Source organism: Eikenella sp. NML99-0057 (assembly GCF_001648535.1).
GTDB classification, from domain to species: domain Bacteria; phylum Pseudomonadota; class Gammaproteobacteria; order Burkholderiales; family Neisseriaceae; genus Eikenella; species Eikenella exigua.
On record NZ_LXST01000004.1, the window covers coordinates 52,097 to 76,815 of the forward strand.

General features: G+C 52.3%; 25 protein-coding genes and 4 tRNA genes. 21 read left to right on the forward strand and 8 right to left on the reverse strand.

The window, feature by feature from the left end:
• Position 1: 1 nt before the first annotated feature.
• A complete protein-coding gene (gene rpmH / locus A7Q03_RS06305; protein WP_003824630.1) occupies positions 2-136 on the reverse strand; it encodes a 50S ribosomal protein L34 in 135 nt (44 codons plus the stop codon).
• 217 nt (positions 137-353) lie between these two features.
• Here rpmH and dnaA point away from each other — a divergent pair, with 217 nt between their 5' ends.
• The 4 genes from dnaA (at position 354) to A7Q03_RS06330 (ending at position 5,876) form a co-directional block, all read left to right on the forward strand.
• Positions 354-1,886: a chromosomal replication initiator protein DnaA gene (gene dnaA, locus A7Q03_RS06310; protein WP_067448317.1), complete on the forward strand. Its 1,533-nt coding sequence runs from the start codon at positions 354-356 to the stop codon at positions 1,884-1,886.
• Between the two features lie 15 nt (positions 1,887-1,901).
• Positions 1,902-3,005 (forward strand): DNA polymerase III subunit beta, encoded by a 1,104-nt coding sequence (gene dnaN, locus A7Q03_RS06315; protein ID WP_023887570.1) that lies wholly within the window; start codon positions 1,902-1,904, stop codon positions 3,003-3,005.
• A gap of 110 nt (positions 3,006-3,115) precedes the next feature.
• On the forward strand, positions 3,116-3,679 hold the full coding sequence (locus A7Q03_RS06320) for an isoprenylcysteine carboxylmethyltransferase family protein (RefSeq protein ID WP_067442306.1): 564 nt from the start codon (positions 3,116-3,118) through the stop codon (positions 3,677-3,679).
• Positions 3,680-4,058: 379 nt separating this feature from the next.
• The gene (locus A7Q03_RS06330; RefSeq protein WP_067448321.1) at positions 4,059-5,876 is read left to right on the forward strand and encodes a tetratricopeptide repeat protein; all 1,818 of its coding nucleotides are present in this window, start codon (positions 4,059-4,061) and stop codon (positions 5,874-5,876) included.
• A 33-nt stretch (positions 5,877-5,909) separates the two neighbouring features.
• Here the strand turns inward: A7Q03_RS06330 and A7Q03_RS06335 are convergent, their stop codons facing one another.
• The 7 genes from A7Q03_RS06335 to pyrB all read right to left on the reverse strand — a co-directional run bounded on the left by A7Q03_RS06335 (position 5,910) and on the right by pyrB (position 12,499).
• Complete coding sequence (locus tag A7Q03_RS06335; RefSeq protein WP_067448323.1) at positions 5,910-6,395, reverse strand: acetamidase/formamidase family protein; 486 nt, start codon at positions 6,393-6,395, stop codon at positions 5,910-5,912.
• 348 nt (positions 6,396-6,743) lie between these two features.
• A complete protein-coding gene (gene gltS, locus A7Q03_RS06340) occupies positions 6,744-7,979 on the reverse strand; it encodes a sodium/glutamate symporter (RefSeq protein WP_067442315.1) in 1,236 nt (411 codons plus the stop codon).
• A 205-nt stretch (positions 7,980-8,184) separates the two neighbouring features.
• Positions 8,185-8,874: a 6-phosphogluconolactonase gene (pgl, locus tag A7Q03_RS06345; RefSeq protein ID WP_067448325.1), complete on the reverse strand. Its 690-nt coding sequence runs from the start codon at positions 8,872-8,874 to the stop codon at positions 8,185-8,187.
• A gap of 122 nt (positions 8,875-8,996) precedes the next feature.
• Entirely contained in the window at positions 8,997-9,473 is a 477-nt protein-coding gene (locus A7Q03_RS06350; protein ID WP_067448327.1) for a hypothetical protein, read from the reverse strand.
• A gap of 119 nt (positions 9,474-9,592) precedes the next feature.
• A complete protein-coding gene (gene pyrI, locus A7Q03_RS06355; protein ID WP_067448329.1) occupies positions 9,593-10,051 on the reverse strand; it encodes an aspartate carbamoyltransferase regulatory subunit in 459 nt (152 codons plus the stop codon).
• A 69-nt stretch (positions 10,052-10,120) separates the two neighbouring features.
• Complete coding sequence (locus A7Q03_RS10405) at positions 10,121-10,894, reverse strand: family 16 glycosylhydrolase (RefSeq protein ID WP_067448331.1); 774 nt, start codon at positions 10,892-10,894, stop codon at positions 10,121-10,123.
• Positions 10,895-11,578: 684 nt separating this feature from the next.
• Positions 11,579-12,499 (reverse strand): aspartate carbamoyltransferase, encoded by a 921-nt coding sequence (gene pyrB / locus A7Q03_RS06370; protein WP_067448335.1) that lies wholly within the window; start codon positions 12,497-12,499, stop codon positions 11,579-11,581.
• Positions 12,500-12,908: 409 nt separating this feature from the next.
• Here pyrB and A7Q03_RS06375 point away from each other — a divergent pair, with 409 nt between their 5' ends.
• The 17 genes from A7Q03_RS06375 (at position 12,909) to rplA (ending at position 24,629) form a co-directional block, all read left to right on the forward strand.
• A complete protein-coding gene (locus tag A7Q03_RS06375; RefSeq protein ID WP_067448337.1) occupies positions 12,909-14,444 on the forward strand; it encodes a helicase HerA-like domain-containing protein in 1,536 nt (511 codons plus the stop codon).
• Positions 14,445-14,758: 314 nt separating this feature from the next.
• Positions 14,759-15,130 carry a 30S ribosomal protein S12 gene (rpsL, locus tag A7Q03_RS06380; protein WP_003824684.1) on the forward strand — a complete coding sequence of 124 codons (372 nt, stop codon included), beginning with the start codon at positions 14,759-14,761 and terminating at the stop codon, positions 15,128-15,130.
• 117 nt (positions 15,131-15,247) lie between these two features.
• Positions 15,248-15,721, forward strand: coding sequence for a 30S ribosomal protein S7 (gene rpsG, locus A7Q03_RS06385; RefSeq protein WP_067448339.1), 474 nt, complete (start codon positions 15,248-15,250; stop codon positions 15,719-15,721).
• Between the two features lie 18 nt (positions 15,722-15,739).
• Entirely contained in the window at positions 15,740-17,845 is a 2,106-nt protein-coding gene (gene fusA, locus A7Q03_RS06390; protein ID WP_067448341.1) for an elongation factor G, read from the forward strand.
• A gap of 133 nt (positions 17,846-17,978) precedes the next feature.
• Positions 17,979-19,163, forward strand: a complete 1,185-nt coding sequence (gene tuf, locus A7Q03_RS06395) for an elongation factor Tu (RefSeq protein ID WP_067442335.1) — start codon at positions 17,979-17,981, stop codon at positions 19,161-19,163.
• A gap of 17 nt (positions 19,164-19,180) precedes the next feature.
• On the forward strand, positions 19,181-19,492 hold the full coding sequence (gene rpsJ / locus A7Q03_RS06400) for a 30S ribosomal protein S10 (protein WP_002642322.1): 312 nt from the start codon (positions 19,181-19,183) through the stop codon (positions 19,490-19,492).
• A gap of 170 nt (positions 19,493-19,662) precedes the next feature.
• The gene (gene rsmD / locus A7Q03_RS06405) at positions 19,663-20,229 is read left to right on the forward strand and encodes a 16S rRNA (guanine(966)-N(2))-methyltransferase RsmD (protein ID WP_067448445.1); all 567 of its coding nucleotides are present in this window, start codon (positions 19,663-19,665) and stop codon (positions 20,227-20,229) included.
• A gap of 143 nt (positions 20,230-20,372) precedes the next feature.
• Positions 20,373-20,636 (forward strand): YfhL family 4Fe-4S dicluster ferredoxin, encoded by a 264-nt coding sequence (locus A7Q03_RS06410; protein ID WP_067448343.1) that lies wholly within the window; start codon positions 20,373-20,375, stop codon positions 20,634-20,636.
• A 100-nt stretch (positions 20,637-20,736) separates the two neighbouring features.
• Positions 20,737-20,820, forward strand: a tRNA-Tyr gene (locus A7Q03_RS06415).
• A gap of 30 nt (positions 20,821-20,850) precedes the next feature.
• Positions 20,851-20,924 (forward strand) — tRNA-Gly (locus tag A7Q03_RS06420).
• Positions 20,925-20,937: 13 nt separating this feature from the next.
• Positions 20,938-21,012: transfer RNA gene (locus A7Q03_RS06425), tRNA-Thr, on the forward strand.
• A gap of 38 nt (positions 21,013-21,050) precedes the next feature.
• A complete protein-coding gene (gene tuf, locus A7Q03_RS06430) occupies positions 21,051-22,235 on the forward strand; it encodes an elongation factor Tu (RefSeq protein WP_067442335.1) in 1,185 nt (394 codons plus the stop codon).
• A 7-nt stretch (positions 22,236-22,242) separates the two neighbouring features.
• Positions 22,243-22,318, forward strand: a tRNA-Trp gene (locus tag A7Q03_RS06435).
• A 79-nt stretch (positions 22,319-22,397) separates the two neighbouring features.
• The gene (gene secE / locus A7Q03_RS06440; RefSeq protein ID WP_082880711.1) at positions 22,398-22,841 is read left to right on the forward strand and encodes a preprotein translocase subunit SecE; all 444 of its coding nucleotides are present in this window, start codon (positions 22,398-22,400) and stop codon (positions 22,839-22,841) included.
• A gap of 21 nt (positions 22,842-22,862) precedes the next feature.
• The gene (gene nusG / locus A7Q03_RS06445; protein ID WP_067442424.1) at positions 22,863-23,405 is read left to right on the forward strand and encodes a transcription termination/antitermination protein NusG; all 543 of its coding nucleotides are present in this window, start codon (positions 22,863-22,865) and stop codon (positions 23,403-23,405) included.
• 97 nt (positions 23,406-23,502) lie between these two features.
• A complete protein-coding gene (rplK, locus tag A7Q03_RS06450; protein ID WP_067448345.1) occupies positions 23,503-23,934 on the forward strand; it encodes a 50S ribosomal protein L11 in 432 nt (143 codons plus the stop codon).
• Positions 23,934-24,629 (forward strand): 50S ribosomal protein L1, encoded by a 696-nt coding sequence (gene rplA / locus A7Q03_RS06455; protein ID WP_064106419.1) that lies wholly within the window; start codon positions 23,934-23,936, stop codon positions 24,627-24,629. Before rplK ends, rplA begins: the two co-directional genes overlap by 1 nt.
• Positions 24,630-24,719 lie beyond the last annotated feature (90 nt).

Here is a 24,719-nt window from a genome sequence, read left to right on the forward strand (position 1 = left end):
GTTACACGGCCAAACGTTTACGGCCTTTGGCGCGACGAGCAGCCAACACGGCACGGCCGCCGCGTGTTTTGGAGCGGACCAAGAAACCATGGGTACGTTTGCGGCGGATAACGGAGGGTTGATAAGTGCGTTTCATGATGTTTCCCGTAGAATAATCTCAAATCAGAAAGCAATGTATTACACCTGATTTTGCTGAAATTGTCAAACTGTTCGTGCTGTGGGCCGCTTTTCCTCCTGTCTTGGTTTGCCTCCTGAGTTTTAGGTATAATCTACCGGTACGTACCGTACCCAGATACGGTGGTGCCCCGCACACCTTTTGCCGCTTCCCTTGTATTCTTTTCAGAATAGCCACCATGACGCTCGACCAATTCTGGCCACACTGTCTGCATCATTTGCGCCACACTCTGCCCGCCAAACAGTATCAAAGCTGGATTGCGCCCTTGGGCGTGGGCGAAGGGGCGGGTGGCGAATGGGTGGTGTACGCCCCCAGCCGCTTTGTATTGAATATGTTGCGCTCTCGCTATGCTGCCAAAATCGGCAAGCTGCTGGCGGAAAGGCTACCTGAAAACACACCCACACTGCTGTTCGAGCAAGGGGAAGGCAAACACTATGCTCCGGCAGGCAATCCACCGCCGGCGTATGCTGCCAAAGCTGTTGCGCCAACCGAGCAAGTTAGTAAATCAGCCGCCTCGCAACATGCCGATAAACGTAGCGCCCTAGAAATCGTGCAATTCCGCTTAGAGAGTTTGGGCATCAACCCGCAGGTCGAGCCGGCTGAGCAATCCGTACCGACCAAACTAGAAGCCAAGTCCGCCCGAGCCAAACCCATTGCCAAACGCGAAGAGCGGCAGAAGCAACACTATGCGCAAACCAATTTGTCGCCAGAATACACTTTCGACACTTTGGTGGAAGGCAAAGGCAACCGCTTGGCTGTGGCCGCTGCCCGTTCTATTGCCGAAAACCCAGGCAAAAACTACAACCCCTTCTTTTTATACGGCAGCACCGGCCTGGGCAAAACCCATCTGGCGCAGGCCGTGGGCAATGAACTGCTGCGCCTTAAGCCCGAAGCCAAGGTTTACTATATGCATGCTGAAGCTTTCGTGCGCGGTATGATTCAGGCCTTCCGCAACCACGCCCATGATGCCTTCCGCCAGCAATACAAGCCCTACGATTTCCTCATTATCGACGACATCCAGTTCATCAAAGGCAAAGACCGCAGCATGGAAGAGTTTTTCCACCTGTATAACCATTGCCACCACCACAAAAAACAGATTATCCTTACCTGCGATGTGTTGCCCACCAAAATCGACGACATGGACGACCGCCTGAAATCCCGTTTTTCATGGGGTTTGACGCTGGAGTTGGAGCCGCCGGAATTGGAAATGCGGGTGGAGATTTTGCAGAAAAAAGCCGATTCTGTGGGCGTGGAGTTAAAAGAGGAAGCCGCCTTTTTCATCGCCACACATATCCGTTCCAACGTGCGCGAGCTGGAAGGCGCGTTTAAACGGGTGGAAGCGCGCAGCCGCTTCGAACATAAGCCGATTGATGTGGAGCTGGCCACCGAAGCCCTGCAAGATATTGTGGCCGGCAACTTCAAGCCGATTAACCTGCCGTTGATTATGGATGCGGTGGCAAAATATTACGGTATCCGCACCGCCGACCTTATCGGCAAAAAGCGCGCGCAAAGCATCGTCCGTCCGCGCCATCTGGCCATCAAACTTGCCCGCGAGCTGACCACCCACAGCTACGAAGACATCGGCAAAGCCTTCGGCGGCCGCGACCACAGCACGGTGCTCAACTCCGTGAAAAAGGCCGACGAATTGCGGCAGGAAGATGCCGAAATTGCCCAAGATTACGAAAAACTATTGATTATAATCAAAAATTAAACCTAAGGAATCTGTATGTTGATTTTAGAAGCCGAGCGCGACACTCTGCTCAAACCGCTGCAAGCCGTTACCGGCATTGTGGAGCGCAAGCACACCTTGCCGATTCTCTCCAACGTGCTGATTGAGCGCACCGGCGGGCAAACCAATATTTTGGCCACCGATTTGGAAATCCAAATCCACACCCATGGCCCGCACACCGATGCCGAAGACTTCCGCATCACCACCAATGCCAAAAAACTGCAAGACATCCTGCGCGCCCTGCCCGAAGGCGCGATTGTGGCGCTGGATTGGGCGCAAAACCGCCTTACCCTTAAGGCCGGCAAATCCCGCTTCGCCCTGCAAACCTTGCCGGCCGAAGATTTCCCGTTGATGAGCATCGGCGAAGAAGTGGTTTCCGCCTTTACCCTGCCGCAGGAAACCTTCCGCAATATGCTCTCGCAAGTGCAATACGCCATGGCCGTGCAAGACATTCGCTATTATCTCAACGGATTGTTGATGCAGGTGGAAGGCAGCAATCTGCGCTTGGTAGCCACCGACGGGCACCGTTTGGCCTACTCCGCCGCCGTGATTGATGCCGACTTGCCCAAAGCCGAAGTGATCCTGCCGCGCAAAACCGTGCTCGAACTGTTCAAGCTGCTCAACCGCCCCGAAGAGCCCGTTACCGTGGAACTCTTGAATAACCAAGTGCGCTTCCGCTGCAACGACACCGTGGTGGTGAGCAAAGTGGTGGACGGCAAGTTCCCTGATTTCAACCGCGTGATTCCGCAAGATAACGACAAAATCTTCCTACTCGGCCGCCAACCGTTCTTGGGTGCACTGGAACGCGCCGCCATTTTGGCCAACGAAAAATTCCGCGGCGTGCGCCTGCAGCTGCGTCCTGGTCTGCTGAGCGTGTTGTGCAGCAACAGCGAGCAGGAAGAAGCGCGTGAAGAGCTGGAAATCGCTTATCAGGGTGCCGAGCTGGAAGTGGGCTTCAACATCAATTATCTGATGGACGTGTTACGCAACGTGCATGCCGAAGACATCCAACTGGCCTTCGGCGATGCCAACCGCTCCACCCTGTTTACCATCCCCGACAACGCTGATTTCAAATACATCGTGATGCCGATGCGCATTTAAGCTGTGTCGCTTGATACCGGCAGAGGCTACCTGAAAGCGAAACTTCAACGAAGTTCAAACCGCAAGATGGTGGTAAAAATTTTATTTAAATAAATGTGAAAAGAGCGCCCATGGGAATTTCATTTTTTACGACGCTTGAGCCTAGCTTAGTGGGCGCTTGGATACCCTCATTTGCGATGGTGCTGATACAATTCGTGTATATGTTTATCTATAAAGAGGTCGGCAGGCGTGCCACAGATACCTCGTGGTACGGCGCCGAAGATAGACGAAATGCGATCATAAGCACGCTACTACAAGTGGTGTTGCTTATTTTGTCGGTGTTCGTGCCGCTTAAAGCAGGCACCGTGTGGTTTTGGATCGGATCGGTGATCTATGTAGCGGCTTTTGCGGGCTTCATCAAGGCATTTTACGATTATGCGGCGGCATCTGTGGACAAAGCCGCACAAGGCGGCATCTACCGCCTGTCGCGCAATCCGATGTATCTCTTTTTCTTCCTCGGTATGGCGGGCGTTTGCATCGCTTCGGTATCGCTGTGGTTATTGATAGTGCTAGTGCCGTTTGTTTTGTATAACCACCTCTTAGTCCTAAGCGAGGAGCGCTACTGCGAGCAAATTTATGGGCAGGAGTATTTGGAGTATAAGCACAAGACGCCGAGATATTTTTTATTTAAATAAGGGGTGAATAAACCCCTAGGGTACACCGCAGTGCCACAACCCTAAATGTTTTATAAGATTTCAATACTAAAGAAAGAGTATCTTCGTAAAGAAAATTTGGCACTCGACGGCACTTTGTTTCTAACGCTTTGTCTAAAAGCCACCGCAAATGAACCGAAGACGATTAAAGATATGCGCAGAAACATTATCGAGCTGCCGGAGCAAGTAAGTAAAGTAGCCCCGCTTTGAACACAAACAATCAAACCATCCTCGCTAAAAGCTTGATTTTTGGTAAGCAGTCCGTGATTGCGTTATAAACTCCGCCCGTCGCGGTTTAGCTTTCATTGAAGTCCTGCTTTCAGGTGGCCTCGCCACCGCACACCCATTCTAAGGAACCACCATGTCTTCACGGCATTCCCGTATCCGCGCCCTCGCTCTCGCCACCCTCCTGCTGCCATTAGCTGCCCAAGCCGCGCCCGCACCGCGCAAACCCGGTTCGCAAACCCCGCTTACCCACCGCCAAATCATCGACCACGCCAACAATCTGATGATGGCCTTCTCCTCCGAGATTGCCCTCCAGCAAGGCAAAGGCAGCGAAGCCCTCGCTGCCTATATGCGCCTGTTCCGTCGCACCAACGACCCCGCCGTGGCCGAACGCGCCGTAGAAATCGCCCTCTCCGCCGATGTCCGCTTGGCCGAGCAAGTGCTTGAGCGCTGGCAGGAGGCTGAGCCCAACCCCTCTACCGAGCAAAAACGTATGCACTGGATTGTAGCCGCTGCCAAAGGTGATATCGCTACTGTGCGCGCCGGCCTGCCCGAAATCCTCACCCAAACCGCCCGCCACCGCATGCGCAACATCTTTCTGCGCATGTCCCAGCTTGCCCTCTATCATCCTGAAGCCGCTGATGCGCAAACCGCCCGCCGCGTGCACCAAGCCGCTACCCGCTTCCCCGGGTTGGCTGAAGCTGCCATCACCGATGCCATTTACTCTGCCCATACCCGCCGCACTACCGATGCCAACGCTGCCCTGCGCCGACTCTCCCGCCTCGACAGCGACATCCGCCCCATTACTGGCATCACCCTGCGCCTGATTGCCCAGCGCCAGCCTGAAGTGCTCGAATACTTCTTCCGCCATGCCGATAGCCGCCACCTTTCCCCCATGTGGCAAAACCTGCAAGTAGAAACCCTCATCGCCGCCAAACGCGAAGAAGAAGCCTACCGCCTGCTGCAAAATATGCTGGCCAAAACCCCAGATGCCGACCTCTACATCCAAGCCGGCATCCTCTCCGTGCGCCGCAAAGAGCCCGTGGCTACCACCGTAAACTACTTCGATAAAGCCTACCTGCACGGCACTCAGCAGCAGAAAAGCCGCGCCGTCCTGCTCGCCGCCATGCGCCTGATTGAAGACAACAACATAGCCGAAAGCCGCAACTGGCTCAATCGCGCCAGCGCCCCCGAAGCCCAGTTCGACAAACACATCCTAGAAGCGCGCATTGCCGAGGCCGAGAAAAACTGGCCGGTAGCCGAAGATGCCCTGCTGCGTGCCGAATCCATCGTATCGGCCGGCCGCAGCAATGCCATCTTCAATGCCGACGACCTCCTCGTTGCCCACCTGCGCATCGCCCGCGAGCAGCCGCCTGCCGAAGCCCTCAACAGCATCCGTAGCCTCTATCGCCGCTACAGCGACAACTCCGCCCCGCCCGCCATGATCGCCATCATCCTCGAGCAGCGCGCCATCCTGTATGCCGACCGCCTACAACAGCCCGAGAAAGCCGTAGCCGACCTCAAACAGGCGCAAGAACTCGTGCCCAAAAACCCCGACATCCTCAATTCCCTCGGCTACACCATGCTCTCCCTGCCCAACCCCGACCTGGCCCAGGCACGCCGCTACATCGAACAAGCCTTGCAGCGTCGCCCCAATTCGCCCGAAATCCAAGACAGCATGGGCTGGGTGCTGTTCAAGCAAGGCCAACCTCAAGCCGCCCTGCCATATTTGCAGCGCGCCCACGCCAAACTGCCCGAAGCCGAAGTGGCAGCCCATCTTGGCGAAGTGCTGTGGACACTCGGCCGCAAAAACGAAGCCATCGTTATCTGGCAGGCCGCCCAGCGCAAAGGTGGTGATAAACCCGTATTGCAGGAAACCCTGCAACGCCTCAATGTAATCCTCCCGTCTTCAAGCGGGAAAACCAGCAGCGAAGGCAACAACAGCAGCCAATAAACCAAAGGCTACCTGAAAACAGTTTTCCCGTTTTCAGGTAGCCTTTTGCCGTTTTAGCCCTAGGCCAAATGTGTTACGGCAAAACTCCATCCTCTCCATCCTTAATTGTTCCGTTACCGTGCGCGGTATGGCGAAGCAGCAGGTTTTGTTGGGATCGACTACTTGGCAAATCTGCAAATCGCCGGCGATGCTTTGCAGGGCGATGGCTTGGTTGGTGTCGAGCCCGCCGTGGGCGGTGAGTAGGCCGGTGGCCATTAGGGTGGCGGTTTCGGTGGTCTGGCCCAAATCGGGGCTGGAGGCGATGGTGTACAGCAGTCGGTGAACCGCTAGTGGCAGGGGATAGAGGTGGCTTTTGATGACGCTCACTTCCACTTCCATCACACCTTTGATTTCCAAGCCAGAGATGCCCACCTCGCCGCCGCTCATGCCAGCATGTAAATAGCCCATGGCCAGCAGTGCGCCGGGCACATTTATCGGCAAGAGGAATATGGTGCCTTTGGTGATGGTTTCGATCCCCATATTGCCGCCGTGTGCATCGGGCGTGCCACAGTTGATTGTGCGGTACCGATAACGCCGATCATCGGGTTGGGCGGCAGGCGCACTTTAGCCAAACAAGACAATGTGGCCGTCCTCCACCGGCACGATGTTGATGCGTCCGCGTTCCAGCCGATTGCCGGCCATGCCTGTGCCGGTAGGGTGCCTCTTGGCTCGGCGCCTTCCACAAACAGGAGTCTGGTGGCGGGATTGACGCGGTTCCAGTTGAGATGGTCGAAGGTGTCGGCGGGGGGTTGGATTTGGTCGGTGAAGTAGTCGCAGGTTTCGAAACGCACTCGGCTGCTGGATGCCGTTTGCTCACATCGGGGCGGCTTATTTCAGGAAGTTCACGAAGCCCGATAAAATCAGCGCGTTGATGATGTCCACGAAGAACGCACCCACCAGCGGCACAATCAGGAAGGCCTTGTGCGAAGGGCCGAAGTGTTCGGTGATGGACTGCATATTGGCCACGGCCGTGGGGGTGGCACCGAGGCCAAAGCCACAGTGGCCACCAGCCAGTACGGCGGCATCGTAGTCGCGGTTCATAAATACATAAGTAACAAAGGTGGCATACAGAATCATCACTATGGTTTGAATCAGTAGGATTATGGTAACTTTCCCTGCTAAACCAGTGAGTTGCCATAGTTGCAAGTTCAGCAGCGCCATGCCCAGAAAGAGTGAGAGTGAGGCGTTGCCGAACACATCGATGGCGCGGTCGAACATATTGAATTTAAATGCACTCACCAATACGTTGCGCAATACCACGCCGCCAAACAGTGCCCACACGAATTTAGGCAGATCAAATAGATATTGTTTGTCGATACCGTCCAGGATTTCGGCAAACGAGAGGCAGGCGGCAAACATGGCCAGGGTTTCGATAGCCGAGGTGGCGGTAATCAGGCGGGTTTGCTCGGCGCGTTCAAACATATTGTCGGTGTTGTTGTCCGGATCGTCGTCGGCACAGCGCAGGTGTTCAGCCTGTACGGTTTCGGAATCCAAGGGTTTATGCCCCATTTTGTTGATGAGGCGGCGGGCAACTGGGCCGCCGATTAAGCCGCCGGCTACTAGGCCGAAGGTGGCCGAAGCCAAGCCCAGCTCGGCTGCGGCAGGTACGCCGTATTTGACTAAATCGGGCGCCCAGCCAGCTGCCGTGCCGTGGCCGCCAGTGAGGGTGATGGAGCCGGTAATCAGGCCGGTCATCGGGTGTAGGCCGAAGGCACTGGCCAAGCCCACGCCGATAGCGTTTTGAATAAAGATAAATGCGCCCACGATGGCGGTAAACACCACCAATGGAATGCCGCCGGCTTTCAGACGGGAGAAGTCCGCGCTCAGGCCGATGGAGGTGAAGAAAATCAGCATAAACGCATCTTGCAGTGGTTTTTGGAACTGGAAACCGATGCCTGTAAATTTATGCAGACTAAACAGGCAGATGGCTGCCACCAAGCCGCCCGCCACCGGTTCGGGAATGTTAAAATCCCGCAGAAATTTGATTTTGCTAACCATCAGTTTGCCTAATAGCAGCACCAAAGTGGCCGCAATCAGGGTGTAGTAGCTGTTCACTTCTATCATGGCTTATCCCCATTGAAAATAAAGAAACAATTAAATACAGGCCTGTTGTTCGCCAGCAGGCCTCGGACAAATATTAGGATAGCGGTTAAAAATTGTCAAAGACTATGGATTGTTTTTTGCAATAGAAGAAGGCTACCTGAAAAGTTTAGGTAGCCTTTCAGCATGGCATAGCCGGGCATGAAAGCTTGTTACCGATCCCGCCGTTTCAATCGATGTAATACACTTCGCAGCGTACGTTTGTTTGGTGCAGCAGCAGGCTAATGGGATATTCGCTCGTGGCCGTGGCGGCAGCCTGTTCCAGTACGGCACGTTTGTCTGCGCCCTGAATCGACAAAAACAGCTGCGGTACGGCGGCGAGCGTGTTTAGGCTCATGCCGATACGTTCGTGTGCAGCGGTAACCGGGCTGGTGTGCACCAGTTTGGTGCGGCAGTCGGGCGACACGGCTGCGGCCAGCTGCGGGGCTTGCGGAAACAGCGAGGCGGTGTGGCCGTCCGTGCCCATACCGAGCACGGCGATGTCGGGCATGGGAAAGCCGGCCTCGGTTTCGGCCAGGGCGGCGGGGTCGGACACATCGGTTTGTTCATTCACCAGCGGTAGGAAGTGGGCGGCTGCGGCAGCGTGTTGCAGCAGGTGGCGGCGCACCAGTGCGGCATTGCTGTCGGGGTGCTGTGGCGGCACGAGCCGTTCGTCCACCAGAGTGACGGTAACGTTTGGCCAATCCAGTTTTACCTGTGCCAGGGCTTCAAAAAATGCTACGGGCGAGCGGCCGCCAGATACGGCCAGCACAGCACGGCTTTGCACCTGCAGGTATCGACACAGTCTGCCGGCCACGGCTTCGGCTAGTGCAGCAGCTTGGGCGGCGGGAGTGGGAAAGGTGTGCCAGGTGAGGGTCATAGTAGTCTTTCGGGTAGTCTATAGGGAAAAGGAAAACCAGGCGGAACAAATTTTCAGGTGGCCTTTTTCAAGAAGCTACCTGAAAGACTAAAATAAAATGTTAGGGAACACAGCCGTCTTCGTTATGAAGAGGGCGCACCCATCAGTATAAGTATAAAGACAACAACGCTGGCATATAAGAACAACCCTCCCACGCCGAGAATGCCGAACAATATCGGCTTGCCCCACGAGCGACGCGGGTAATTCGTGTCGAATTTATCTTTGACCAGCGTCACTTGCTTGCGCCCCACTGCACTATACCAAGCACCCAACAGCGCAATGCTGAGAACATTGTTGGCAATATCGAAAATGAGGATGACTGGAATGGCTGCTAGGATAACGACCACCATGCCCCACAAGAAACCTTTATTCAGTTTTTCCAATTCTTTGTCGCCCATGGCGCGGGCATTGAGCATATGCAGTGCTGCACCGAATACGGGCGAAAATAGCAGCGACCAGCAGGCAGCGGCGTTTGGGTTCCACAGCTCAGGGGCTTCTTGGCCGGTGCCCGAGCCGAGGCCTTCACTTTGCGGGGCGTGGTAGCGTTCGTCAGAACTCATGGTGGTTCTCCTTTTTAGTTAAGTATGTAGATTGATCAAATTATATTTTGGGATGAGGGTGTTTGCCTAATATAGAGGCTACCTGAAAAATTCAGATAGCTTTTGCTATGCCTGCTGTTTCAAGCTTCGGCCACGAGGCTGCGGTCGTAGGTTTTTTCGCAGTAGTGGCATTTGAGGCGGGTTTGGTCGCCCGGGCGGCGCACGTAGAAGCGGCTGGAAACAGGTTCGTTGTGGCTGGCACAGTTGGGGTTGGGGCAGCGGAAGACTTCGCTGATGGTTTCGGGCAGTCTGAGCGGCATTTTTTGTTCGACTTTGAAGTTAGCGATGAGGTTCACCGTGGCTTCGGGGGCGAACAGGGCGAGGCGGTTGGCGGCGGCTTCGTTGAGCCTGATACCGTTGATTTTGATGATGTCTTTGCGGCCATGCCGTTTGCTGGGCAGGTTGAAGCCAACAGTTACGGCGCAGCCTTCGCGCAACAGTTTGAATTGGCGTAGGATGGTGAGGGCGAGGCCGGCGGGGATGTGGTCGATAACGGTGCCGTTTTCGATGGCTTCGACGCTGAGTCTTTTCTTGTCCATTTGGATTTCCGATGGGGATTGGATGGAATACAGGCTACCTGAACTTTCAGGTAGCCTGCAAGAGCTGGATTAGTTTTTCTGATACAGCCGCACGTAGTCGATCAAGGTGGTTTGGATGCGGAAGTTATCGGTGGGGCGTGGTGGCTTGAGCTTGTCTTCCCATTCCGCGTAGTCATTCAGAATGAAATACCAAGGGCCTTTGGTTCTGAATATCTGATCCAGCATTTGGCGGTTGACGTTGAGTTTTGCAAAGTCTTCATCAGGCATGGTGGAAGGGTAGCCGCCTGATTCGTCGGTGCGGCTGCGGTCGATAACGTCCACTGTGGTATTGTCGTCCACCGTGTAGTGGGACACGGGGATGAGCTTGCCGTCTAGATAGTAGCGTACTTTCTGGCCGTCAAACTCTATTGCCCATATATGCCACTCGCCATCTAACGGTGTGGCTTGCCGGTTGATGTGCTGTTCCAAACGGTGTGCGAAAACGCGCGTACGCCAAGAGCTCCTTTTGTGGCTATAGAAACAGCTGGCATGTGTTGAGGACCAAGCATATGCTCGTGCAGAGGAATACCACTCGAGAATATCGAGCTCACCATAGGGGTCGTTGGCAGCAGGGTTGCTGCCGCAATTTTGCAAAGTTTCGCTATTACGCATCCATAGCGCCGTGCGCATGCCTCTTGAGCCGTTCCAGTTGATTAGGGCGCGGATTTCGGCGCGGAAGGGTTTGCTGGCATCAACTATGGGTTTGGATTCCAATCTGCCGCTTGAGTATTTGGTTTTCTCACCGGCCTGGCAGGGTGTTTCCCTGGTGTTGCTGTCGGTTAGGGCTTCGCTGTCGTTCCGCACGCAATGGCGGCGTGTGGTAATTCTGGCGAAATCATTATTTACGAATCCAATATTTCCGGGAAGATAAGAGAGGTGGCTGCCTAAATGGTTGAGTATGGTTTTTGCCTGCCAATCATTTGGCACATTATTATCTTTAAACTCATAACACTTGAGGCTGCGCCATTGTCCTGACGCATCAGTCGCACTTTCGCAACCGTTGGAAGGGGGCTGTGGTTGGGGTTGCGGTGGCTCCGGTTGAGGCTGCGGTTGCGGAGGCTGCGGTTGCGGAGGCTGCGGTTGCGGAGGCTGCGGTTGCGGAGGCTGCGGTTGCGGAGGCTGCGGTTGCGGAGGCTGCGGTTGCGGATGTGGCTGATTTTGAGGTTGCTCTTGATTCTGTCTCTGTTGCTTCATAGGGACGGACATTGTCAATGATTGCCCTGAACTGCCACTGCCGTTGGCAAATCGTATCGACTGTACTGATTGTCCATCTCTGCTTTTGCCGTCACCGCAGCCGGCCAGTACGCCCAGGCACATAACGGCTAACATGTTTTTTACGTGCATTATTCAATTTCCTTTGCTAGACAGAATTTAGTCATTCAAGCAAGTCGATGATGTTCGCCAGCACCGCAAATCAGGCCGGTTTGCAGCCTTTATATTGCTTTTGTTAGGGGATCGGCTTTTAGGCAGTCTGCCTAGATGCCGGGGTTAGATTATTTCGTTTAACACTAATGACAGCATGGCCATGCGTGCGAATACACCGTTTTTTGCTTGTTCAAAATAGTAAGCATAAACCGTGCCATCCACGTTGGGATGGATTTCGTCGACGCGGGGGAGGGGGTGCAGTACGCGCAGGTTGGGTTTGGCCTGGGCGAGGGTGGCGGCTTCGAGGTTGAATTTGCCTTGGATTTTGGCGAATTCTTGTTCGTCGAAGCGTTCGCGCTGCACGCGGGTCATGTAGAGGATGTCGGCGTGGCGGGCGGCTTCTTCGAGGCTGGGCAGGATTTGGTAGCGGCAGCCGGCTTCGTCGAGCTCTTCGGTGATGTAGTCGGGCATGGCGAGGCTGGGCGGGGAGACGAAGATGAATTCGGCTTGGTGCCGTTTCATGGCTTGGGCGAGGGAGTGGACGGTGCGGCCGTATTTGAGGTCGCCGGCCATGGCGATAACAAGCTTATCCAGCCGACCTTGGGTTTCTTGGATGGTAACGAGGTCGAGTAGGGTTTGGCTGGGATGCTGGTTGGTGCCGTCGCCGGCATTGATGACGGGCACGGCGGAGAATTCGGAAAGCACGCGGGCGGCGCCGTCTTTGGGGTGGCGGATGATGATGGCGTCGGTGTAGCTGGAGATGATGCGGGCGGTATCAGCCAGAGTTTCGCCTTTTTTGGCGCTGGTGTTGGCGCCGTCGGAAAAGCCGATAACTTTACCGCCGAGCCGCTGTACGGCTGTTTCGAAGGAGAGACGGGTGCGGGTGGAGGGCTCGAAGAAGCAGGAGCCGATGAGCCGGCCTTCAAGTAAGTTGCGGCGTGGTTCCCGTTTTAGGCGTAGGGCGGTATCCAGCAGGCATTCGAGCTGTTCGTTGCTCAGGTCGGGGATGGAGATGAGGTGCTGGCCGTAGAGTGGGTTGGGCATAGGTGGCTCCGGGCGGGTTGGCAAACGGGCGTATTATGCGCTGTTTGCCGGGAAGAGGCTACCTGAAAACAGTGGTGAGGTCTGGCTGCATAGTGAATCAAAATAAGAATGCGACAGCGTTGGCTCGCCTTGCTGTGTTGAGTGTACTGTTTGCGGTTCTCCGCCTTGTCTCGTTCTTAATTTTATCCACTATATATTTCAGTTAGCCTCTTTAAAATCGGCAATCAGGCTACCTGAAAATTTGGAGGAGCTGTTTCACTCCGTGGCAGTGAGTGCTTTCAGGTAGCCTTATGTTGGCGCAACAGACTACCTGAAAACATGCTCTCTACGCTGGCAAACAAATTTGCCGTCAAACGCCGCAATTCCGTTACAATATCGCCCGTTATCAATTTTCAGTTGGAGAGGCGCAATGGTTGAATTCCACATTGCCAAAACCGTGGCCGAAGGCCGCGATTTATTCTTGCTCGGCCAGATGGCCAACCGCCACGGCCTGATTGCCGGTGCTACCGGCACAGGCAAAACCGTTACCCTGCGCAAAATGGCCGAAGGTTTCAGCGCGCAAGGCATTCCCGTGTTTATGAGCGACGTGAAGGGCGACCTCTCCGGCATCGCCAACCCGGGCGACGGGCAGGGCAAGGTGGGCGAGCGCATGGCCCAATTCGGGCTGGATGCGGAAGGCTACCTGAAAGGCTGTCCGGTACGCTTCTGGGATGTGTACGGCGAAACCGGCATTCCCGTACGCGTAACCATTTCCGAAATGGGCCCCCTGCTGCTCTCCCGCCTGATGGGGCTGAACGACACGCAGGAAGGCCTGCTCAACCTGGTATTCAAAGCTGCTGACGACAAAGGCTGGCATCTGATCGATTTGAAAGACCTGCGCGGCATGTTGCAATACGTGGCTGAGCATGCCAAAGAATATCGCACCCAATACGGCAACGTTTCCGCCGCCAGCGTCGGCGCCATTCAGCGCCAGCTGTTGCAGCTGGAAAGCGAGGGCGGCGATGTGTTTTTCGGCGAGCCGGAGCTTAATCTGCAAGACTGGCTGCAAACCGAAGGCGGGCAGGGCGTAATCAATATCTTGAATGCCGAAAAATTGATGCGCTCGCCGCGCCTCTATAGCGCGTTCTTACTGTGGTTTTTGGCCGAACTGTTTGAAACCCTGCCCGAAGCTGGCGATTTGGACAAACCCAAATTCGTCATGTTCTTCGATGAGGCTCATTTGCTGTTCGACAATGCCGCTGACACCCTGCTCAAGCAAGTTGAGCAAGTGGTGCGCCTGATCCGTTCCAAAGGCGTGGGTGTATATTTTGTTACCCAAAACCCACTCGATTTGCCCGACACCGTGCTCGGCCAGCTCGGTAACCGCGTGCAGCACGCTCTGCGTGCCTTTACCCCGCGCGATCAAAAAGCCGTGCGCGCTGCCGCCGAAACCTTCCGCAGTAATCCTAATCTCGATGTGGCGCAAGCGATTACCGAATTGGGCGTGGGCGAGGCGCTGGTGTCTTTCCTTGATGAAAAAGGCATGCCCGGCATCGTGGAGCGCGCCTTCATCTTGCCGCCGCAATCCCAGCTTGCCCCGCTTTCCGCCGCTGAACGCGACAGCCGTTTCCAAAACGACATCCTTTACCGCCACTACAAAGACGCGGTGGACAACTTCTCCGCCTACGAAGCCTTGCAGCAGCTGGAACAGGAGCAGGCCGCTGCCGCTCAGGCAGAAGCCGAAGCCAAAGTGCAAAATGCTGCAGCTGCGTCTGCCCAAAAAGCTGAAAGCAACAAAGGTGGTGTGCTGGACGGTTTCCTCGGCGGCCTATTCGGCAGCCGCAAACGCGCCAACCAAGGCTTGGGCTACGATTTGGCCGATTCGCTCGGCAGTCAGGTGAACAAGCAGATCACCCGCAGCATTACCCGCAGCATTATGGGTGTGATCCGCAGCGCGATAAAGTAAAGGCTACCTGAAGGTTGTAGCCGGGCCTGGCTGCTAGAAGTAGAGGCTCGGCAAAGCCAAAAGCGGATGCTTATATAGCCATTAAGAGGCTACCTGAAAACAGGCTAGGACAGTTTCAGGTAGCCTCGTTGTTTGGCTGGCTGATGGGAGGGGCCTCTTTTCTTCTGTGCAGAAAACAACAGACCCGCCCGTAAACCACGAGAAGCTAAGGTATATTCCGCTGCTGCCATTGACCCGCTGCTTGCAAAAGAACTATAATTCCGCTCTTGCCGGCATGGTGTCGGCAAATATTTAACTCAACAGGACGAGAAAATATGCCAACTATTAACCAGTTAGTACGCAAGGGCCGTAAAAAGCCCGAGTACGTAAACAAGGTGCCCGCACTGGAAGCCTGCCCGCAAAAACGCGGTGTATGCACCCGTGTGTACACCACTACTCCGAAAAAACCGAACTCCGCTTTGCGTAAAGTGTGCAAAGTGCGCCTAACCAACGGATTTGAAGTGATTTCATATATCGGCGGTGAAGGCCACAACTTGCAAGAGCACAGCGTGGTGCTGATCCGCGGCGGTCGTGTGAAAGACTTGCCGGGTGTGCGCTACCACACTGTTCGTGGTTCTTTGGATACTGCCGGCGTGAAAGATCGCAAACAGGCGCGCTCCAAATACGGTGCTAAACGCCCGAAATAATTTTTTAATACAGGCACGTCGGCCGTTATTGCTGATATAAGCCGGCCGAGTAAGTGAATGCTCCCCAATGGACATTCGCGGGAATTATCCCAGCTGAATAGATTAAAGGAAATTGAAATGCCAAGACGTAGAGAAGTCCCCAAGCGCGACATATTGCCGGATCCGAAGTTCGGCAGCGTTGAACTGACCAAGTTTATGAATGTCTTGATGGTTGACGGTAAAAAATCGGTTGCCGAGCGCATCGTGTACGGTGCTCTGGAGCAAATTGCCAAGAAAGTACAGGGCAAAGAAGCAATCGAAGTGTTTAACGAAGCCATCGACAATGCCAAACCCATCGTGGAAGTGAAAAGCCGCCGTGTTGGTGGTGCTAACTACCAGGTTCCTGTTGAGGTTCGTCCTTCCCGCCGTTTGGCCTTGGCAATGCGCTGGGTGCGCGACGCAGCCCGCAAGCGTGGCGAAAAATCTATGGATTTGCGCCTGGCCGGTGAGTTGATTGATGCCGCAGAAGGCCGTGGCGGTGCCATGAAAAAACGTGAAGAAGTACACCGCATGGCTGAAGCCAACAAAGCCTTCTCTCACTTCCGCTTCTAATTTTGAAAGGCGATTGAAATGGCTCGTAAAACCCCGATTAATTTGTACCGTAATATCGGTATTTCTGCCCACATCGATGCTGGTAAAACCACCACTACCGAACGTATCCTGTTCTACACTGGCTTGACCCACAAGTTGGGCGAAGTGCATGACGGTGCGGCTACTACCGACTACATGGAACAAGAGCAAGAGCGTGGTATTACCATTACCTCTGCTGCCGTAACTTCCTATTGGTCTGGTATGGCGAAGCAGTTCCCTGAGCATCGCTTCAACATCATTGATACCCCCGGACACGTTGACTTCACCGTAGAGGTGGAGCGTTCTATGCGTGTATTGGACGGCGCAGTAATGGTTTACTGTGCGGTAGGTGGTGTTCAGCCTCAGTCTGAAACTGTGTGGCGCCAAGCCAATAAATACCAAGTTCCGCGCTTGGCATTTGTAAACAAAATGGACCGTCAAGGTGCCAACTTCTTCCGCGTAGTTGAGCAGATGAAAACCCGTCTGCGCGCCAATCCTGTGCCGATCGTGATTCCGGTTGGTGCCGAGGATAAATTCGAAGGCGTGGTGGACTTGCTGAAGATGAAAGCTATTATTTGGAATGAAGCCGACAAAGGCGTAACTTTCGAATATAGCGATATCCCGGCTGATTTGGTTCCGACTGCCGAAGAGTGGCGTCAGAATATGATCGAAGCCGCTGCCGAAGCCAGCGAAGAGCTGATGGACAAATACTTGGGCGGTGAAGAGCTGTCTGAAGAAGAAATCGTTGGCGCGCTGCGTCAGCGTACGTTGGCCGGTGAAATCCAGCCGATGTTGTGCGGTTCTGCATTTAAAAATAAAGGTGTTCAGCGTATGCTGGATGCTGTGGTTGAACTGTTGCCTGCTCCGACCGATATTCCTCCGGTTCAAGGTGTTAACCCTGATACCGAAGAAGCCGACAGCCGCCAAGCCAGCGATGACGAGAAATTCTCCGCTTTGGCTTTCAAAATGCTGAATGATAAATACGTTGGTCAACTGACCTTTATCCGTGTTTACTCTGGTGTGGTGAAATCTGGTGACACTGTACTGAACTCTGTTAAAGGCACTCGTGAGCGTATCGGCCGTTTGGTACAGATGACTGCCGCTGATCGTACTGAAATTGAAGAAGTACGTGCTGGCGACATTGCTGCTGCTATTGGTTTGAAAGACGTAACCACTGGTGAAACTCTGTGTGCAGAAAATGCCCCGATTATCTTGGAACGCATGGAATTCCCCGAGCCGGTAATTCACATTGCCGTTGAGCCGAAGACTAAGGCTGACCAAGAGAAAATGGGTATCGCTCTGAACCGTTTGGCCAAAGAAGACCCGTCTTTCCGTGTGCGCACTGATGAAGAGTCTGGCCAAACCATTATTTCTGGTATGGGCGAGTTGCACTTGGAAATTATCGTGGACCGCATGAAGCGTGAGTTTGGTGTGGAGGCTAATGTGGGTGCACCCCAGGTAGCCTACCGCGAAACCATCCGTAAAGAAGTGGAATCCGAAGCTAAACACGTTAAGCAGTCTGGCGGTAAAGGTCAGTATGGTCACGTTGTGATCAAAATGGAACCGATGGAGCCGGGCGGCGCAGGCTACGAATTTGTCGATGAAATCAAAGGTGGTGTGATTCCTCGCGAATTCATTCCGTCTGTCGATAAAGGTATCCGTGATACGCTGCAAAACGGTATCGTGGCCGGTTATCCGGTGGTAGATGTCCGCGTTCGTCTGACTTTTGGTTCTTACCACGATGTGGACTCTTCGCAAATCGCGTTTGAATTGGCCGCTTCTATGGCATTCAAAGACGGTATGCGTAAGGCCGCTCCGGTTCTGCTGGAGCCGATTATGGCTGTAGAAGTGGAAACCCCGGAAGAATACATGGGTGATGTGATGGGCGACTTGAACCGTCGCCGTGGCATCGTACTGGGTATGGACGACGATGGTATTGGCGGTAAGAAAGTTCGTGCCGAAGTACCGTTGGCTGAAATGTTCGGTTACTCAACCGATCTGCGTTCAGCTACCCAGGGTCGTGCCACCTACACCATGGAGTTCAAGAAATATGCAGAAGCTCCGGCTCATGTAGCAGAGAAAGTTGTAGCAGACCGCAAAGGTTAACTTTGCAATCTGGGCTGTCCGTTGAGATGGGCAGCCATTTCAGGCTACCTGAAAACCATTTCAGGTGATGAAGCCGATTTTCAGGTAGCTTTTGTTCTTTATAATCGATCTTTATATGAAAAGGAATTAGCTCATGGCTAAGGAAAAATTCGAACGTAGCAAACCGCACGTAAACGTTGGTACCATTGGTCACGTTGACCATGGTAAGACCACACTGACAGCAGCATTGACCACCATTTTGGCCGAAAAATTCGGTGGTCAGGCCAAGGCTTATGACCAGATTGACAACGCCCCGGAAGAAAAAGCTCGCGGTATTACCATTAACACTGCTCACGTAGAATATGAAACCGAGACCCGTCACTATGCTCACGTAGATTGTCCTGGTCACGCCGACTATGTAAAAAACATGATTACCGGTGCTGCCCAGATGGACGGCGCTATCCTGGTGGTATCCGCTGCCGATGGTCCCATGCCGCAGACCCGCGAACACATCTTGCTTGCCCGTCAGGTAGGCGTACCCTACATTCTCGTATTTATGAACAAATGCGATATGGTAGATGATGCCGAACTGCTCGAACTGGTTGAGATGGAAGTCCGCGATCTGCTCTCCAGCTATGATTTCCCTGGCGACGACTGCCCGATCGTACAAGGTTCCGCCCTCAAAGCCCTCGAGGGCGATGTTGGCTATAAAGAAAAAATCTTCGAACTGGCCGCCGCTCTGGATAGTTACATCCCCACTCCCCAGCGCGCCGTAGACAAACCTTTTCTGTTGCCGATTGAAGACGTATTCTCTATCTCTGGTCGCGGTACCGTGGTAACCGGTCGTGTAGAGCGCGGTATTATCAAGGTGGGCGAAGAGATCGAAATCGTTGGTCTGAAACCCACCCAGCAAACTACCTGTACCGGTGTGGAAATGTTCCGCAAGTTGTTGGACGAAGGCCGGGCAGGCGATAACGTAGGAGTACTGCTGCGTGGTACCAAACGCGAAGAAGTGGAGCGCGGGCAAGTGTTGGCCAAACCCGGCACTATTACCCCGCATACCAAATTCAAAGCCGAAGTATATGTGCTGAGCAAAGAAGAAGGAGGTCGTCACACCCCGTTCTTTGCCAACTACCGCCCCCAATTCTACTTCCGTACCACTGACGTAACTGGTGCCGTAGAGCTGGAGCCTGGTGTGGAAATGGTCATGCCCGGTGAGAACGTAACAATCATCGTAGAGTTGATTGCTCCGATTGCTATGGAAGAAGGCCTGCGCTTTGCAATTCGCGAAGGTGGTCGTACGGTAGGTGCCGGTGTGGTGGCTTCCGTGATTGCTTAAAGAAGGATATCGAGTAAATGGCAAATCAAAAAATCCGTATCCGTCTGAAAGCTTATGATTACAGCCTGATTGACCGTTCTGCTCAGGAAATCGTTGAAACCGCCAAGCGCACTGGTGCTGTAGTAAAAGGTCCGATTCCACTACCGACCAAAATCGAGCGTTTCAATATCCTACGTTCTCCGCACGTGAACAAAACCTCACGTGAGCAGTTGGAGATCCGTACTCATCTGCGTTTGATGGATATTGTAGATTGGACTGATAAAACTACCGATGCATTGATGAAGCTGGATTTGCCGGCCGGGGTGGATGTGGAAATCAAGGTTCAGTAATCTACTTGCAGATAATATCGAAGCCGAACGGAGTCTCTGTTCGGCTTTTTGTGGTTAAGAGTTTTACTTGACAAGGTAAAGTAAATTGACACTATATGAAAAAGTGAATGTTTAGCTGTATTATTAAAAATAACCAGCTATGGATTCTACGTATTCTTTGTGGAATAGATATGCAAAAACACAACATGCACAACAAACACAAAAATCAAATCCGCATCATTGGCGGTGAGCAGCGTGGGCGGAAAATCCGATTTGCAGATACAGAAGGTCTACGTCCAACCGCCGATAGCGTGCGTGAGCGTTTATTCAACTGGTTGAGACACGAGTTAACAGGCCGAACGGTGCTGGACTTGTTTGCTGGTAGCGGGGCGCTGGGCTTTGAGGCTATTTCGAGAGGGGTGAAACGGGTTGTGCTGGTAGAAAATAATCGGCGGACTGCAGCAAGTTTACAACAGCAAATACAAGAATTGAGACTATCCGAAAAGATGGAAGTTCGAGCACTTGATGCTTTTGAATATTTGTCAAAAACACATGAGCAGTTTGATGTGGTGTTTTTAGATCCGCCATTTACTTGGCGAGAATGGGCTAAACTGTTTATGCGCTTGCAGCGGCATTTGCATAGTGGTGCATATATATATGTTGAAGCAGGAGATTTGCCTGTTTGGCCTGATTATTTGTTGGAATTGAACGTAGGACGATCGGGTTTGAGTAAGTATGCACTGCTCAAGAAGGAGTGAGAATAAGTGGCTTTAATAATTGTTATCAAAGAAGAAAACTTTATGTCTTGCTAAGGGTGTAGGCTGCCTGAAGGAGGGCTTATGCTATAATTTCACTCTTTAATTTTGGATAATTTTAGAAGAATAAATATTAAGAGGAAAGCATGTCTCTTGTTATTACCGATGAGTGTATCAATTGTGATGTGTGTGAACCGGAGTGCCCGAATGATGCCATTTCACAGGGTGAGGAAATTTACGAGATTGATTCGAATCTGTGCACACAGTGTATTGGACATTACGATGAGCCACAATGCCAGCAGGTGTGTCCGGTGGACTGTATTTTGATTGATGAAGAGCATCCAGAAACTGAAGAACAGCTGCGTGCTAAGTATGAAAAGATTATTTTGTTGAAAGGGGGGATAAGCTAGAATTCCAATTAAAAATACTGATTTGCAGTTAATTTTAGAAAGACGGGCAAATTTTGCTTGACGAGCGGTTGGGAAAACCGCTATATTTATTTTCTCTTTTGGTGGGATTCCCGAGCGGTCAAAGGGGGCAGACTGTAAATCTGTTGCGAGAGCTTCGAAGGTTCGAATCCTTCTCCCACCACCAATACTATTGCTATTGCTTGGGGCATTAAGGGCGGGTGTAGCTCAATGGTAGAGCAGAAGCCTTCCAAGCTTACAGTGAGGGTTCGATTCCCTTCGCCCGCTCCAATAAATTTTTAAAGCCCATGTAGCTCAGGGGTAGAGCACTCCCTTGGTAAGGGAGAGGTCGGCAGTTCAAATCTGCCCATGGGCACCACCTCATTTTTTACTTGTTTAACTACATAGGAAATTGCCATGGCTAAGGAAAAATTCGAACGTAGCAAACCGCACGTAAACGTTGGTACCATTGGTCACGTTGACCATGGTAAGACCACACTGACAGCAGCATTGACCACCATTTTGGCCGAAAAATTCGGTGGTCAGGCCAAGGCTTATGACCAGATTGACAACGCCCCGGAAGAAAAAGCTCGCGGTATTACCATTAACACTGCTCACGTAGAATATGAAACCGAGACCCGTCACTATGCTCACGTAGATTGTCCTGGTCACGCCGACTATGTAAAAAACATGATTACCGGTGCTGCCCAGATGGACGGCGCTATCCTGGTGGTATCCGCTGCCGATGGTCCCATGCCGCAGACCCGCGAACACATCTTGCTTGCCCGTCAGGTAGGCGTACCCTACATTCTCGTATTTATGAACAAATGCGATATGGTAGATGATGCCGAACTGCTCGAACTGGTTGAGATGGAAGTCCGCGATCTGCTCTCCAGCTATGATTTCCCTGGCGACGACTGCCCGATCGTACAAGGTTCCGCCCTCAAAGCCCTCGAGGGCGATGTTGGCTATAAAGAAAAAATCTTCGAACTGGCCGCCGCTCTGGATAGTTACATCCCCACTCCCCAGCGCGCCGTAGACAAACCTTTTCTGTTGCCGATTGAAGACGTATTCTCTATCTCTGGTCGCGGTACCGTGGTAACCGGTCGTGTAGAGCGCGGTATTATCAAGGTGGGCGAAGAGATCGAAATCGTTGGTCTGAAACCCACCCAGCAAACTACCTGTACCGGTGTGGAAATGTTCCGCAAGTTGTTGGACGAAGGCCGGGCAGGCGATAACGTAGGAGTACTGCTGCGTGGTACCAAACGCGAAGAAGTGGAGCGCGGGCAAGTGTTGGCCAAACCCGGCACTATTACCCCGCATACCAAATTCAAAGCCGAAGTATATGTGCTGAGCAAAGAAGAAGGAGGTCGTCACACCCCGTTCTTTGCCAACTACCGCCCCCAATTCTACTTCCGTACCACTGACGTAACTGGTGCCGTAGAGCTGGAGCCTGGTGTGGAAATGGTCATGCCCGGTGAGAACGTAACAATCATCGTAGAGTTGATTGCTCCGATTGCTATGGAAGAAGGCCTGCGCTTTGCAATTCGCGAAGGTGGTCGTACGGTAGGTGCCGGTGTGGTGGCTTCCGTGATTGCTTAAAGGGTAGAGGCCAGTAGCTCAATTGGTAGAGTATCGGTCTCCAAAACCGAGGGTTGGGGGTTCGAGACCCTCCTGGCCTGCCAAAAGAAAGACTAACCGGCCAACCGGTTAGTCTTTTGTTTTATATTAAATAGAAAAATATGAAATTTAGGGTGGTTGCAAATGAGTGATCGTAAGCAGAAGGTAAAAGAGATGGCGGTAGCCTCGCTGAAACAGTCTCGCCAGGAGTTGCGTGATCGAAGGCGGGGTGTTCAGCGAAAGACTGGAAGAGAAAATGTCGCTAAATTATGTTTGGCAGCTGCCTTAGTTGCCGGGGGGGTGATTGGCTTTTCATTTTTGTCCCAACAGCCGCTGTATGTGCGAGGCATTATTTTAGGAGTTCCGTTGTTGCTGTCTGGATTAATTGTTCTCTTTTGGTGTGATGCCAGTCCTAGTTTAATTCGATATATCAAAGATTCTGTTGTAGAAATTAAGAAAGTTGTTTGGCCGCCTAAAAATGAGGCTTGGCGGAATACATTTTTTGTTTTAGTGTTCACGGCTGTGCTGACTTTATTCTTGTGGCTGGTAGATTCTTTTTTAGTGTGGTTATTTATGCAAAGTACGTAATTTGCAGGGGGTGTCGAGAGAATGGCTAAAGATTGGTATGTTATCCAAGCATATTCTGGATTTGAAAAGAATGTTCAGAAAACTTTAAAGGAGCGGATTGCGAGAGAGGGGATGGAGGGGCTTTTTGGTCAGATTCTGGTGCCAGTTGAGGAAGTTGTTGGTATTAAGAATGGCCGGAAGACGGTTAGTGAGCGTAAATTTTTTCCAGGTTATGTGTTAATAGAGATGGAAATGACGGATGAGTCATGGCACTTGGTTAAGAGTACGCCCAGGGTTAATGGGTTTATTGGAGGTATGGCTAATAGGCCCTTGCCAATTTCTCAGCGAGAAGTTGATGCGATCATGTCCCAAGTGTCGGATGTTGCTGGTTCTGAGAAAAAGCCTAGGCCGCGAGTTGAGTTTGTGGTGGGGCAGCAGATTAGGGTAAGTGAAGGCCCATTTTCTGATTTTAACGGGTTGGTTGATGTTGTGGATTATGAACGTAATAAGTTGCGAGTTCTGGTTCAAATTTTTGGTCGAGAAACACCCGTTGAGTTGGATTTTAGTCAGGTGGAGAAAATTTAGTCTGATTGCTTGGCAATAAGCAAGATTTTATTTATAATATGCGGCTTATCTTGGGGAGCAGAATTTCTGCGTATTACCCGTTATTTAGGAGCTAAGTGTGGCAAAGAAAATTGTAGGTTATATCAAGTTGCAGATTCCTGCAGGGAAGGCTAATCCTTCTCCTCCAGTTGGTCCGGCACTGGGCCAGCGTGGTTTAAATATCATGGAATTTTGTAAGGCATTTAATGCGGCTACACAAAATGTGGAGCCTGGTTTGCCTATTCCTGTAGTAATTACTGCGTTTGCGGATAAGTCTTTTACGTTTGTAATGAAAACTCCTCCGGCCAGTATTTTGCTGAAGAAGGCTGCTGGTTTGCAGAAAGGTAGTTCAAATCCGCTGACCAGTAAGGTGGGTAAAGTTACCCGTGCTCAGTTGGAAGAAATTGCCAAGATTAAAGAGCCTGATTTGACTGCAGCTGATTTGGATGCAGCAGTTCGTACTATCGCTGGTTCTGCCCGTTCCATGGGCTTGGATGTGGAGGGTGTGTAATGGCTAAGTTGTCTAAACGTTTCCAGGGTCTGCGCTCTTCTATTGACTCAAATGTACATTACTCAATTGATGAAGCAATTGAGTTGGTAAAGAAGACTGCTACAGCCAAATTTGATGAGTCTGTTGATGTTGCTATCAATTTGGGCGTGGATTCGCGTAAATCTGATCAAGTAATCCGTGGGTCTGTTGTGTTGCCCAAAGGTACTGGTAAGACTGTTCGAGTGGCAGTATTTACTCAAGGTGCCAATGTTGAAGCAGCAAAAGAAGCAGGGGCTGATGTGGTTGGGTTTGAGGATCTGGCCGCAGAAGTAAAAGCAGGAAATTTAGATTTTGATGTTGTTATTGCCTCTCCTGATGCGATGCGTATCGTTGGTCAGTTAGGTACTATCTTGGGGCCGCGCGGTTTAATGCCAAATCCGAAGGTGGGCACGGTTACGCCAAATGTGGCAGAAGCTGTGCGTAATGCCAAAGCTGGTCAGGTTCAGTATCGCACTGATAAGGCTGGTGTGGTGCATGCCACAATTGGTCGTGCTTCTTTTGCGGCGGCTGATTTGCGCGAAAACTTTAATACTTTGTTGGATGCGGTAGTAAAGGCGAAACCCGCTGCTACCAAAGGCCAATATCTGAAGAAAATCGCATTATCTAGCACTATGGGACCTGGTGTCCGTGTAGATGTTGGTAGCGTGTCTAGTTAAAAGAAATTTTCAGGTAGCCTTTGCGGGTTGCTGAGGCTACCTGAAATATGGACTGCTTATACTTGATTGTAAGTAGAGTCCAAGACCGTA